Here is a 14,006-nt window from a genome sequence, read left to right on the forward strand (position 1 = left end):
AGGAACATCATGCAATCACTCCAAGTCAAAATTCTCGATGAACGTATGCGCGACCAGCTGCCAACTTATGGCACTCCTGGCAGCGCTGGATTAGATCTGCGTGCGTGTATTGATGAGGCAATCGAGATTGTCCCTGGTCAAACGGTGCTCGTGCCTACCGGATTAGCAATCTATGTTGAAGATCCACGCTATGCAGCATTTATTCTTCCACGCTCTGGTCTAGGTCATAAACACGGCATTGTGCTCGGTAACTTAGTGGGCTTAATCGACTCTGATTACCAAGGTCAATTAATGGTGAGCACCTGGAATCGTGGCTCAACTTCATTCAAACTGGAGCCGATGGAACGCTTAGCTCAATTGGTAGTAATGCCAGTACAACAAGTGGAGCTCAAAGTTGTTGAAGATTTTACTGAAAGCAGTCGTGGTGCCGGAGGCTTTGGTAGCACCGGTCGGAGCTAATAAGCCTCATATCTAGCAGGCTAGAGTTTTATTAGGTGGTTGGCAGCGGGCCAGGAATCCCACAGTACCAACCCTGAAAATAGGTGCAATTCATTTCAAATAGCAACTGATATTGATCTGCGGTTTCTATCCCCTCGGCAATCACTTCTAAATTTAGGGCATGAGCCAAGATAATAATATTTCTCACAATTGAGCGACTTTCAATATCGCCTAAAGCAGCGACAAATGTTTTGTCAATTTTTAAGTACTTAATGGGTAATTTTTGCAAATAGGAAAATGAAGAATAACCTGTACCAAAATCATCTAAAGCAAACTTAACGCCCTCATTGATTAGGGCTTGCATTGTGCGTACAGATTGTTCTTTATCGTATAAAAATACACTCTCAGTCACTTCTAAATGAATCAAATCTAGGGGGAAATGATAATTCTTTATGATTGATATGAACTCATCAGCAAACTCGGCATCCATCAAGTGAAGGCCACTCACATTAAGCAACAAACTACATGTTTTATCCCCTCTTCCTAATTGAGTTGCATTTGTACTGGAGAATATCTTATTGAAAATTGCGTTTCCAACCGACCTAATTTGCCCATTTTTTTCGGCAAAAGGGATAAACCTTTCTGGCCCTAGCTTACCTAATGTAGGGTGATTCCATCGCACCAAAGCTTCATAGGCAACAACTTCCTTTTCCCGGTTGAGAACCGGCTGGTAATCCACATAAAACCGCTCAGAACTACAGGCATCAATTAGCCCATCACTCAAATCATTTTTTTGTTTAAATTCTTCGAGCAAGGACTGATCAAAAAAGCGGTACTTTTGTAATCGGTTAGCTTTATTGCTATACATTGCCAAGTCTACATATGTCATCAGTTCTTTGAAGCCTTTAGCATCAGAGCCAAAAGTAAGTACGCCAATACTGGGCTTAATATGCACTCTAATGACGCGATCAATCACAAAGGGCTCTGCTATTTGTTCGCATATGCGCTCAACAATCACCCTCAGACTTTCGACGCACTGCCCTTCAGAATCAAAATACGAGTCAAACAATACTAAAAATTCATCGCCGCCAATACGAGAAATAAAATCCATTGGTCTAAGGGCGCTCTTTAAACGCTCTCCAAATTGCTTCAATAGAACATCTCCAATATTGTGACCATGGGTATCATTAACAAACTTAAAGTTATCTAGATCCAATAACATTAGCCCAGAGAAACGATTATTTCGGCGACACTCTTGAAGAGCCTGGTTAATTTGATTTTCAATATAGCGTCGATTCGGTAAGTCCGTAACAGAATCAAAAAAAGCCAACTCCTCAATTTTTTCTTGGGCTTGCTTTTGAGCTGAGATATCCGTAATTGCACCAACCATGCGCAAAGGCTCACCACTGGGGGAGCGTTCAACGATCATTCCCTTGTCCGAGACCCAGAGCAAACTCTTATCCCCGCTTATCATGCGGTATTCAAATTCATATTTATTACCAGTCTGCAATGTGCTGTTAATAGCATTCAACACATTATCAAAATCGTCAGGGTGTATAAGAGACTTATAGCTCTCCATGGTAGCGTCCACATTACTAGACTGCAAGCGCAGCAGTTCCAACCAACGCTGATTATGTGTAACAGTGCCACCCTTAATATCCCAATCCCAAATACCATCACCCGTGGCAGTCAATACATATTGCAATTGCTGTTCACTTTTATTTAGCTGAGAAGTTTTCTCAAAAACCTTTTCCTCAATTCCCCTATGAAATCTCGAGATTAACAGTAAGAATGAGTTAAATACTGAAAACAGGATTGCGGCTATCGCTCCCATAAAAAATTTATATTTTGGCGGGTTATGAATCGCCATAAATTCTGGGGTTGGACCAGTTTCAACATTAAATACTCGTCCACCAAACATGAAAGATTGAGAGGTAGTTAGCCTGGATGAGTCAAAATGATTATCGTAAACCACAGTTTTTGAGCCCATGTCTATCACTCTGATATTAGCATCATTACTTAAGCGTTTCGTTGTGAGCCCAATAAAATCTTCTAGACGCAATACTTCACTGACTAGCCCAGGGCCATTTTTAGAAAATGCAATATATTTCAGAAGCAATATACCTATTTTATTTTCCTGGCTTTGAACTAGCTTAATGGGTGCACTAGAGACCATCTTGTTGCCAGAAATTGCCTTTTCAATAGCCTCCAAGCAAACTGGATTACTAGAGATATCAACACCAAGCGCTTTCAGATTGACATCAAATGGCTCGATAAAAGTCACCGGGGTATAAAACTGTCTTATTCCATCAGGCACCAACCTTTCATTACTGCCAATTGCCCTAACATCAAAGTTAGGATATCTATTTTGCTGAGCAAGAATATAACTTTGCAATTGTTCAGGTCGAAGGTATGAGAGCCATGAAATACCTTGAATCATCGGATAACGAGTCAATCCATGTGCCACGTATTCTTTAAAATTATCCTGAGTCACGGGCAAGATCTGGGTAGAAAAAAATGCTCCTACACCATCAATGAATGCATCTTGCGCTGTAAATTGAGTCTCAATTAAGTCACTCACCTCAATTGATATCTTTTCAAATTGAATGCTGAACTTTTTTTCTAATTCATTATTTAGTAAGTGCAGGAAAAGAAATATAGACCCAAAAACTACCCAAAGTGGAATTACCGTGTTTTTTATCTTGATATTATTAGATCCGCGATCAAAATTAGACAAAACTCTAATCAAGCGAAGGGCTAATATCAAGCCGATATATTGACCTAATGTAGCTGTAAAAACGAGCAGAAATAACGCCGAGACTTCAAGGGAGTCAGGGAGGGGGAGAAAGAATAAGGACAAGCCCAACCAAAGGGCTGTGCTGAAACCAGGTGTGCAAAAAAATAAAACACACTCTTTAAAATTTGACTGGTGATAGGCTCTATTAAATCTAGTGAAACAGGTTGCATTTAAATATGCTATAAAAGCGAAGACTATCGCTTGAATGACGGACTGATAAAAAATAGCCAGATTGGCTATCTGATTTTGTTGATAAAGAATGAAAGTTTGGATAAGAAAGGAAAATATCAACAATGGAATGGCTGCTTTTCTGCCAAATACAATCACAATTGCCGATCCAAAACCCGCTATTGGCCCCAAGATCGAAAAGCGCCACTCTAAACCCATCTCCAGCGCGAATAGAAGCAATGCGTAAGCCGCAAGCGCACCAATTAGGAAGGCAATAATTCTCCTTTGAACTGTTGAGAGTTGTCTAGTAAATACACTCATGATCGCGTGAATAAGAATTTTTACCTTTAAATAAAGAAGTGTGTCATTTCAATTAAGCTCCAACTTGACTTAAACCACTAATTAAACTGCATGGTGGCCGCAACAAAATCATCGACTGGCAGCGGCTTAGAAAATAGATACCCTTGGTAGTGATGGCAACCCATCGCCTGGAGGTACTGAAATTGAACCTTATTTTCAACACCCTCAGCAACTACTTTCAAATCAAGCGTTTGTCCCATTTGAATAATGATGCGAATGATGTCGCAATTTGTCTTATTTTCAGGAATATCTGCCACAAATGCTTGGTCAATTTTTAACTCATCAAAAGGAAGGCTCTTTAAATAAGATAAGGATGAGTAACCCGTACCAAAGTCATCCAAGGAAAAATTAAAGCCATGTTTTTTTAATGCTTGCATCTTGAGGATGGCATTAGCCCTATCGCCTAAAAATAAGGATTCTGTTAATTCGAGATTAATTAGCCTTGGATTTGCCCCAGACTCATCAACCATTTTAATTAGCTTGCTAACAAAATTATCTTGCTCAAACTGTTTAATACTAATACTGACCGATATTGAAAGATGCGCCATCTTTTCCTGAGTAGACCATGAAACAAGTTGCGAACAGACAGCCTTAATTACCCACCAGCTAATAGGAACAATAAGATCCGAAGACTCAGCCAGACCGATAAATCTTGCCGGACTCATAAGGCCAAGTTCGGGATGATTTAGCCTGATAAGTGCCTCAGCCGAGCTAATGCGACCCTTGCCGTCAATTTGTGGCTGGTAGTGCAATACAAACCATTGATTCTTAAGCGCCTGTTGCAACGTGGCCTGTAAAGCCATCCTCGCATTGATAGAGGCCTGCATATCTTCATCATAAAATTTAATGCAGTTCCGGCCCGCCTCTTTTGCTTGGTAAAGAGCCAGATCCGACTGCTTTATCAATTCATCAATTTCACCACAACCCTCACCTTGGAATAATGTAGTTCCAATGCTAATGGTGCCCATTGAAACATGTGAAGTTTTTTTCCGAGCCTCATTAAACGAAGATGCAATTTTTTCTGCAATAATTTTGATTGCATGTGCCGCCTCTGAGGCGCTAGAGCTCAAGTCCTCTATCAAAATCATAAATTCATCCCCGCCCATGCGCGCAACAGTATCACCAGCCCGCACTGCGCCTAAAAAACTGGTGGCGGCTAATTTCAATACAGTATCGCCACCATTATGTCCATGGATATCGTTTGTCATCTTGAAATTATCAAGATCAATAGAGAAAAGCGCGCAATAGGCCTTGCTGCGCTGAGTCGCTTTAATAGCTCGTTGAAGCCGATCAATAAACAAGCGCCTATTTGCTAAATTAGTGAGAGGGTCAAAAAAAGCGAGTTCCTCAGCTTTATTTTCTGCTGATTTTTGTTCAGTGATATCCCAATTTGTTCCAATCATGCGATAAGCAATGCCGCCTGAATCTTTTAAGGTGCGAGCATGACCACGTATGTAGCGAATATTGCCATCTGGCCAAACTATGCGGAACTCAAGCTTGAACTCACCGCTTTGGATTCCTTCTTGAATCGCTTTTTCACCCTCCTGTCTGTCGTCAGGATGTAGGCCATTTTGCCAAGCTTCATATGCACCAGCAAATTGCTCTTTCTGAATTCCGTAAAGCTGATACATTTGATCATCCCAAATCAAAATATCATTAATAATATCCCAATCCCAAATTCCGACACCATCAGCACTAGTTGCAATCACCAAACGCCGCTGGGATTCCTCCAAGAAGTACTGCATCTCATTAAGTTTTTTTTCTAAAAGTTTTCGCTCGGTAATATTTCTTTGAATTGAAACCCAATGAGTAAACCATCCAACCTCATTAGCCAGTGGATAAATATTCAGTTCTTGCCAAAACTCTTTTCCATCTTTTGTGTAATTAAGAACCTCCTCTCGAATCGGCTGCCACCTATCCAGAGCAAGATGAATACGATGCGCCGTTTCGGCATCGGTATTTGGCCCATGAAATATTCGGGGAGTTTTTCCTATGACCTCTTCGAGTGTATAGCCAGTTTGTTTGAGCAAGGCATCGTTAGCAAAAACAATTTTCGGTCCCGGCCAGTGATATGGCTCAGCCTCAGTAATCAGAATTAAGTCACTGGAATTCTTGATTAAACTATTGGCAAGCTCGAGCGATAACTTTAATCCGTCTTTTGCTTTGGGCGTTGATTTATTCTCAATGGCAAAGCAGAAAATCTTTTCATCTTGAGATCCAATAAACGCATTGATCAAAAATGAAATGACTCTTTGATCTTTAGATAGCTGTTCGATTGAAATTTGGGTAAAGCTTTTATCAACGAGATGCTGCAGGCCATTCAAACTCTTTTCCCGTGCACCCTCTATTTGCACGTCACTCATGTTCATGCCGAATAGCTCTGCTTTGTCATAGCCTATGAGCTGACAATATCCATCGCTAGCCTCCACGAATTGCCCCTCATAAGTGACGGCAAAAAATATGTCTGACTGATATTTTTGTCCCACTACTGCAGCAACAGGGTCTTGCACTTCAATTAAATTTTCAGAGTCCTGCATGACTGTAATTAAGAATTAGATATTTATTATTTGACTTCTTCAATCTTATCCCGAACCACGACTGAAAAGGACTGCTCATTGTCAGATTATTCAATTAATTAGTACTTTTCTACTAATTAATTGAATAATAGTTTTTATCGCCATCTCCTGTAACCCGGAACACCAACGCCTTACATAAGCTTCGCGCGGCAACAAAAAAGCCACCCAAGGGTGGCTTTTCATAAAAACTCTACTAAGCTACTTACGAATATGCGCCTTGCGAGCTGCATCTTGTGACATACCTGCACCAGCACCTTCACGAGACTCTTTCTCAGCAGTGATTTCTTTACGGCGTTCTTTGCATGATCCTGCGATCTCTTGCAAAGCCTTGCGAGCGCGGGCTGCAGAAGCTTTAATACCTTTTCCTTGAAACTTTTCATTTTCAGCTTTGTAAGTTTCAAAGGCTTCTAGTAATTTATCGTGATGAGACATGTTTTCCTTTTTGGTTTGTATTTATTAAATAAATTAGTGAATTAAATTTCTTCAGCAGGCGCTACATCAGCCTTAGCGCGCTTTCCTGGTAATGCTGGAGCATCAAAGTTCAATAGGACTTTGCCATCAGCATCAATATCAACATCCACATGACCACCTTGAGCCAACTTACCAAACAGTAGCTCGTCAGCAAGCGCCTTACGGACAGTGTCTTGAATGATGCGTTGCATCGGGCGAGCGCCCATTAAAGGATCGAAGCCATGCTTGGCCAAATGGGCTCGCAAGGCAGGACTAAAGGTTGCATCCACTTTCTTCTCATGGAGTTGCTCCTCTAACTGCATCAAGAACTTATCAACCACGCGCATGATGATCGACTCATCAAGAGCTTTGAAGGAAACGATGGCGTCTAAGCGATTGCGGAACTCCGGCGTGAAGAATTTCTTGATATCAGCCATCTCATCACCAGACTCACGCGCATTGGTAAAGCCAATGGTTGATTTCTGCATCGCTTCAGCACCAGCATTCGTGGTCATGATAATGATCACATTACGGAAATCAGTCTTACGACCATTGTTATCCGTTAATGTGCCATGATCCATCACTTGCAAGAGAATGTTGAAAATATCTGGGTGAGCTTTTTCAATTTCATCAAGCAAGAGCACGCAATGTGGTTTCTTATTTACGGCCTCAGTGAGTAAGCCGCCTTGATCAAATCCTACATAACCTGGAGGCGCACCAATCAAGCGACTCACTGCATGACGCTCCATGTACTCGGACATATCAAAACGGAGCAACTCAATACCTAGAATGTAGGCAAGCTGTTTAGCAACTTCAGTCTTACCAACACCAGTTGGTCCGGAGAACAAGAATGAGCCGATTGGACGATCGATCTTGCCTAGACCAGCACGAGTCATTTTGATAGCGCTAGCCAAGGCCTCGATCGCAGGATCTTGACCAAAAACCACACTCTTAATGTCACGATCCAAAGTTTGCAACTTACTACGGTCGTCGACCGTGACTGATTGCGGCGGTATGCGCGCAATCTTTGCCACAATTTCCTCAATCTCAGGACGGCCAATAGTTTTCTTCTGCTTAGATTTCGGCAAAATACGTTGGGCAGCGCCCGCTTCATCAATGACATCAATTGCTTTATCGGGCAAATGGCGGTCATTAATGTAGCGCGCAGAAAGCTCGGCAGCGGCGACTAATGCGCCTGCCGCATATTTCACGCTATGGTGCTCTTCAAAGCGTGACTTCAAGCCACGTAAAATTTGCACGGTTTGATCTACTGTTGGCTCAACAACATCTACCTTTTGAAAACGACGCGATAAAGCTGCATCCTTTTCAAAAATTCCACGATATTCTGTAAAGGTAGTTGCGCCGATACATTTCAGCTGACCATTGGACAATGCAGGCTTTAGTAAATTGCTAGCATCCAATGTTCCGCCAGAAGCCGCACCAGCACCAATCAATGTATGAATCTCATCAATAAATAAAACGCCATGCGCATGATCTTTTAAAGACTTCAGAACACTTTTCAAGCGCTGTTCAAAATCACCGCGGTATTTAGTCCCCGCTAAAAGAGCGCCCATATCCAAAGAGTAAACGGTAGCGTTAGCCAAAATATCAGGCACATCACCCTTAACGATTCTCCAGGCCAAGCCCTCAGCAATCGCCGTTTTACCAACGCCAGCTTCGCCCACTAATAATGGATTGTTCTTGCGACGACGGCAGAGGACCTGAATCACGCGCTCTACTTCACTTTCACGGCCAATCAATGGATCAATCTTGCCTTGACGGGCCAGTGTGTTGAGGTTCTGGGTGTATTGCTCTAGAGGACTTTCTTTGCCAGAGGCACTAGATTCCTCAGTTTCCTGAGAGGGCTCCACAGGCTTCACATGCTCGGACTGATCTTTGCGCACACCATGACTAATGAAGTTCACAACGTCTAATCGTGTAACGCCCTGTTGTTGCAAGAAATACACTGCATGCGAATCTTTTTCACCAAAGATGGCCACTAGTACGTTTGCACCAGTCACTTCTTTCTTTCCATTTGATGTGGACTGCACATGCATGATGGCACGCTGAATGACTCGCTGAAATCCTAGCGTAGGTTGCGTATCAACCTCGTCATTGCCTGGGACCACCGGTGTATTGTCATTAATAAAGTTTTTGAGTTGGCTACGCAGCTCTGCAATATTGACTGCACAGGCTTTTAAGACCTCTACCGCGGTGGCGTTATCCAGTAAGGCCGCGAGCAAATGCTCGACCGTAATGAACTCATGTCGCGATGCCCTTGCGTCAACAAACGCCATGTGCAAACTTACTTCTAATTCTTGGGCAATCATGCTTCCTCCATAGTGCACTGTAGTGGATGACCCGCTTCACGGGATAATTCGATAACTTGATGCACTTTCGTGGCAGCGACATCACGGGTAAATACTCCGCAAACGCCTTTGCCAATTAAATGTACTTGCAACATAATGCGTGTAGCTGTTTCATGATCCTTATTAAAATACTCCTGAATGACCATCACCACAAATTCCATTGGCGTGTAATCGTCATTTAATAGTAAAACTTTATACATCGAGGGCGCCTTAACTTGCTCGATCTGTTTTTCGAGCAGAAGGGTATCTTCAACGTATGGATTGCTGGGGTTGCCAGTGGTGGGGTTTTTGGGAGCGCGACTCATGAGAAACATTCTAAACACAGATATTGAAACTCTAATTTACAGGGGTCATGTTGCGAAAAACACGCAAAAAAACCCTCTTAAACCTATATTGGGGCATTTTTCTATAAAAAAAGGGGTAATTACTAGGGGGTAGGGGCATATAACTCCTTGACACCCCTCCAAAAAGGGCAAACAATCAGGGGGTAGGCTTCAAGAGAGGTTCTATTTAGGCGTGTTGTGGATTGAGACTGATTAAAAAGTATTTACCCTCATCACGGTTGTTTTAAGTTTATGTAATGGAGTTCGCATGGCGACCGGAATTGTTAAGTGGTTCAATGATGCAAAAGGTTTTGGCTTTATCAAACCTGATGATGGTGAAGAAGAGTTGTTCGCGCATTTCAGCGCAATTACTATGCCTGGGTTCAAAACCCTCAAGGAAAACCAAAAGGTAACGTTTGATATTACCCAAGGTCCTAAAGGCAAGCAAGCTACCAATATCCAAGCGGCTTAATAGTCCTTAGATCATTATTAAAAACCCAGGATTCGTTCCTGGGTTTTTTTTCGTCCGCAATTTCCCTCACTTAAAATATATTCATGCTTATCTCAAAAAACAATTTCATTAAATTATTTGCCATCCTCTTTTTCTTTTGCTCGGGCTTTGCGTCAGCTCAAGTCAATGTTGGCTTACCGACTGTTGAATTAAAGGCGGGTATCTACCGAATTCAGGCTGAGCTTGCCGATACACCGAAGGCTAGAGAGGTTGGTCTCATGAATCGCACAAGCATGCCAACCAATTCTGGAATGTTATTTATCTTCGAACAAAAAGCTGGTCACTGCTTTTGGATGAATAACACTAAGATTCCACTCTCGATTGCATTCATTGCGGATGATGGCAAGATTGTGAACATTGAAGAGATGCAGGCTGAAACTACTAACAACCATTGCCCTAAAGCGGCTGTGCGTTATGCATTGGAAATGAATAAGCAGTGGTTCTCAGAAAGAGTAATCGTACCGGGCGCAGTTGTCACTGGCTTGCCAAGGCGGTAATTATTTGGGCTTAGTTCTTCAATATGAACTGGGCTGCAGCTTTAACGAACTCTGGTTCTTTTTGATTGAAGCCGTGATACGCCCTTGAGCCACAAACATCACCTTCACTGATTCCGCCATCGATCTGAATAAATTGGGAGCTTAATTTTTTTGAGCGGCCATCAATAATTCTTTCAGATGAAACAAATGGCGTAGACCCACAACCATCATCAACGTGATGAATTGCTAGCACAGGCACTGTTACATCGGAATCTATTGTGGCCGACCTATAAGTGCCCGCAACAATTACCCCAGCGATCAATTTTTCTTTTTCTTTTCCACCATTTACAAATTCAGTAACGCTAACAGTGCCCATGCTGTGGCCAAATATCCATACCGGTAGATTTAATTTTTCTTTGTAATAAGTCACCACATTCAAAATTCTTTGCTGGTGATCTCTAATGGATCTTGAATTACGCATACCTGCACCAAGGTCATAAGGCGTATCCACCAACACAGAATCAATTCCATACTGAGCCCAGAGATCCTTAGACCTGACAAAGGTATGGCCGTTGGTCGTTGAACCATCATCCTTCAGATTTAAGACGCCACCGCCACCAGGAAATAACAAGACTACTGCTTTAGCATTTTTGACTGGGTTTAACAATGTTCTAGTAGGCGCATCGTCTTTGTAAAGAACATCAAAGACTTGGGAATATGCAGTAGAGGATATAAGTATCCCGAATACAGTAACAATATGAGCAATCTTCATTTGTAGATTCTTACACGACACAAAATAAAAAACCACCCGAAGGTGGCATTATTTGAAGTATCTTTTAGTTACTCGAAATGGCAAACATAGTGCACTGGTTGCTCAGCACGAATAATGAAATAGCCACCCTTTTCTACTTCCCAGCTTTGACCAGCCTTGAACTCTTGCTCAGGGGCGCCGTTGATGCTGACAAAAGCATTGCCATCAACTACTTCCATAATCTCGCTAGTGCTTAAGTCAAAACGCAAGGTACTTGGCAGTACCACGCCAACTGACTTGCGCACGCCATTTGGCAATGTCACAGTGTGAGACACGCACTTGCCATCAAAAAATACATTGGCTTTTTTACCTACGGAAACTTGATCAAATTGCATCTTGGTTCTTTCTAAACTAGTTGGTTTTGATTATTTCTTTGCGCGCTTACGTCTAGCTGTTTCAGCAATACGCATACGTAAAGCATTGAGCTTAATAAAGCCGCCAGCATCTGCCTGGTTGTATGCGCCACCATCATCATCAAAGGTTGCAATATTCTGATCAAACAAAGTATTGGCTGAGTCACGCGAAATCACGGAGACAGAACCTTTGTAGAGCTTTAGACGTACAACACCATTCACAGCCTGTTGCGTATGATCAATCAGGGTTTGGAGTGCGAGACGTTCTGGCGCCCACCACAGACCGTTGTAGATCAAGCTTGCGTAGCGAGGCATCAAATCATCCTTTAAGTGGGCTACTTCACGATCCAGGGTGATACTTTCTATACCACGATGAGCCTTTAGAAGAATTGTGCCGCCAGGAGTCTCGTAACAGCCACGGCTCTTCATGCCAACAAAGCGGTTTTCCACTAAGTCGAGACGACCAATGCCATGTTTGCCACCAAGACGATTTAATTCAGCCAACAACTCGTGCGGCTTATAAGTTTTGCCATCGATTGCTACTGGATCGCCAGCCTTGAATTCGATTTCGATAATTTCTGGGGCATCTGGAGCCTTTTCAGGAGAAACAGTCCAACGCCACATAGACTCTTCTGCCTCTGCGTTTGGATTCTCGAGGTGACGGCCTTCATAGCTAATGTGCAAGAGGTTCGCATCCATTGAGTACGGTGAACCGCCTTGCTTATGCTTCATCTCAACTGGAATGCCATGCTTCTCTGCATAAGCCATCAACTTCTCGCGTGAGAGAAGATCCCACTCACGCCAAGGAGCGATTACCTTGATTCCTGGTTCAAGAGCGTAGTAACCTAATTCAAAGCGAACCTGGTCATTTCCTTTGCCGGTTGCGCCATGCGATACAGAGTCAGCACCGGTCAAGCGAGCAATTTCAATTTGACGCTTAGCGATTAATGGGCGCGCAATAGAGGTGCCCAACAAATATTCACCCTCGTAAATCGTATTCGCACGGAACATTGGGAACACAAAGTCACGCACAAACTCTTCGCGTAAGTCATCAATAAAAATGTTTTCAGGCTTGATACCAAATTGCAAAGCCTTAGCGCGTGCTGGCTCCAGCTCTTCGCCCTGACCTAAATCAGCGGTAAAGGTGACGATCTCGCAGCCATAAGTATCTTGAAGCCACTTTAAGATCACACTGGTATCTAGACCACCGGAATACGCTAAGACTGCTTTTTTAATATCGGACATTTTTTCTTATTCAATCAAAATTAGTGAAAACGAATTGCTTGTTACTTGCTGATTATTTTATTGCTGAAGTTTTATTACTTAATCCAAATGACCGCAAAGCAAATACTCCATCAGAGCCTTTTGGACATGCAAACGATTTTCTGCCTCTTCCCAAACAATACTTTGTGGCCCATCAATCACTTCCGCTGAAACCTCTTCACCACGGTGCGCTGGCAAGCAGTGCATAAATAGGGCATTAGGCTTAGCCAAGGACATTAGCTCTTGATCGACCATCCAATCCTGGAAGGCATTCATACGTAAAGCATTTTCATCCTCATAGCCCATGCTGGTCCATACGTCGGTAGTCACTAGATCAGCACCTTTGCAAGCTTCTTTGGGGTCAGCGCAAATGGTTAAATGCTTGACGGATTCTGGTGACAAACGCGTTGCATCTAACTGATAACCCTCTGGCGCAGAGAAGCGCAATTGAAAATCTAGGCATTCAGCAGCCTGTAACCAGGTATAGGCCATATTGTTGGCATCGCCTACCCAAGCTACCGTCTTCCCTTGAATCGGACCGCGAGCCTCAACAAACGTAAAAATATCGGCCAATACTTGGCAAGGATGAAATTCATTTGTCAGACCATTGATCACAGGCACCCGTGAATTAGCAGCAAAACGCTCAATAATCTCCTGACCAAAGGTACGGATCATGATGATGTCCGTCATCCTTGAAATCACCTGAGCAGCATCCTCTACAGGTTCGCCACGACCCAACTGGGTATCTCGGGTGTTTAGGTATACCGCATGACCGCCAAGCTGATGAATACCCGCCTCGAATGACAAACGAGTGCGGGTGGAATGCTTCTCAAAAATCATGGCCAAAGTGCGGTCATGCAGTGGATGCCAAGTTTCATAGCTCTTGAATTTGGCCTTAAGCCACGCCGAACGCTTGAGTAAATAGTCGTACTCTTCACGAGTCAGATCAGAAAACTGCAGGTAGTGCTTTACCTTACCGGGCGCTTGAGGCTTTGCCAGCGATGTCATAGTTGAGCTTTCTACTAAAGTTTTGGCTTGCATTTTTTTTCTTCAAACATTCGGCTGCACGAAAATAGATCCTAAAGTCATCTTACGGCCAACTCAGGCTGTT

General features: G+C 42.9%; 12 protein-coding genes. 3 read left to right on the forward strand and 9 right to left on the reverse strand.

The window, feature by feature from the left end; all coding sequences use genetic code 11:
* Positions 1-9: 9 nt before the first annotated feature.
* On the forward strand, positions 10-459 hold the full coding sequence (gene dut, locus ICN48_RS08400) for a dUTP diphosphatase (protein ID WP_216153254.1): 450 nt from the start codon (positions 10-12) through the stop codon (positions 457-459).
* A gap of 31 nt (positions 460-490) precedes the next feature.
* Here dut and ICN48_RS08405 read toward each other — a convergent pair whose 3' ends face one another.
* From ICN48_RS08405 to clpS, 5 genes are all read right to left on the reverse strand, one after another.
* Positions 491-3,724 (reverse strand): EAL domain-containing protein, encoded by a 3,234-nt coding sequence (locus ICN48_RS08405; RefSeq protein ID WP_216153255.1) that lies wholly within the window; start codon positions 3,722-3,724, stop codon positions 491-493.
* A 77-nt stretch (positions 3,725-3,801) separates the two neighbouring features.
* Positions 3,802-6,300 carry a bifunctional diguanylate cyclase/phosphodiesterase gene (locus ICN48_RS08410; RefSeq protein ID WP_216153256.1) on the reverse strand — a complete coding sequence of 833 codons (2,499 nt, stop codon included), beginning with the start codon at positions 6,298-6,300 and terminating at the stop codon, positions 3,802-3,804.
* Positions 6,301-6,537: 237 nt separating this feature from the next.
* On the reverse strand, positions 6,538-6,771 hold the full coding sequence (locus ICN48_RS08415; RefSeq protein WP_068320954.1) for a hypothetical protein: 234 nt from the start codon (positions 6,769-6,771) through the stop codon (positions 6,538-6,540).
* A gap of 41 nt (positions 6,772-6,812) precedes the next feature.
* Positions 6,813-9,119 (reverse strand): ATP-dependent Clp protease ATP-binding subunit ClpA, encoded by a 2,307-nt coding sequence (gene clpA, locus ICN48_RS08420; RefSeq protein WP_216153257.1) that lies wholly within the window; start codon positions 9,117-9,119, stop codon positions 6,813-6,815.
* Positions 9,116-9,472, reverse strand: coding sequence for an ATP-dependent Clp protease adapter ClpS (clpS, locus tag ICN48_RS08425; RefSeq protein ID WP_370624189.1), 357 nt, complete (start codon positions 9,470-9,472; stop codon positions 9,116-9,118). The genes clpA and clpS overlap by 4 nt, the downstream gene beginning before the upstream one ends.
* A 277-nt stretch (positions 9,473-9,749) precedes the next feature.
* Here clpS and ICN48_RS08430 point away from each other — a divergent pair, with 277 nt between their 5' ends.
* Positions 9,750-9,953, forward strand: coding sequence for a cold-shock protein (locus ICN48_RS08430; RefSeq protein ID WP_011903586.1), 204 nt, complete (start codon positions 9,750-9,752; stop codon positions 9,951-9,953).
* Positions 9,954-10,036: 83 nt separating this feature from the next.
* Positions 10,037-10,489 (forward strand): DUF192 domain-containing protein, encoded by a 453-nt coding sequence (locus ICN48_RS08435; protein ID WP_216153258.1) that lies wholly within the window; start codon positions 10,037-10,039, stop codon positions 10,487-10,489.
* Positions 10,490-10,499: 10 nt separating this feature from the next.
* Here ICN48_RS08435 and ICN48_RS08440 read toward each other — a convergent pair whose 3' ends face one another.
* The 4 genes from ICN48_RS08440 to argF all read right to left on the reverse strand — a co-directional run bounded on the left by ICN48_RS08440 (position 10,500) and on the right by argF (position 13,903).
* The gene (locus ICN48_RS08440) at positions 10,500-11,240 is read right to left on the reverse strand and encodes an alpha/beta hydrolase (protein WP_216153259.1); all 741 of its coding nucleotides are present in this window, start codon (positions 11,238-11,240) and stop codon (positions 10,500-10,502) included.
* A gap of 68 nt (positions 11,241-11,308) precedes the next feature.
* The gene (locus tag ICN48_RS08445) at positions 11,309-11,614 is read right to left on the reverse strand and encodes a pyrimidine/purine nucleoside phosphorylase (protein ID WP_215358532.1); all 306 of its coding nucleotides are present in this window, start codon (positions 11,612-11,614) and stop codon (positions 11,309-11,311) included.
* Positions 11,615-11,644: 30 nt separating this feature from the next.
* A complete protein-coding gene (locus ICN48_RS08450) occupies positions 11,645-12,877 on the reverse strand; it encodes an argininosuccinate synthase (RefSeq protein WP_216153260.1) in 1,233 nt (410 codons plus the stop codon).
* Positions 12,878-12,955: 78 nt separating this feature from the next.
* Positions 12,956-13,903: an ornithine carbamoyltransferase gene (argF, locus tag ICN48_RS08455; protein WP_216153311.1), complete on the reverse strand. Its 948-nt coding sequence runs from the start codon at positions 13,901-13,903 to the stop codon at positions 12,956-12,958.
* Positions 13,904-14,006: the final 103 nt, after the last annotated feature.

It is taken from the genome of Polynucleobacter sp. JS-Safj-400b-B2, from assembly GCF_018881975.1.
Lineage (GTDB): Bacteria > Pseudomonadota > Gammaproteobacteria > Burkholderiales > Burkholderiaceae > Polynucleobacter.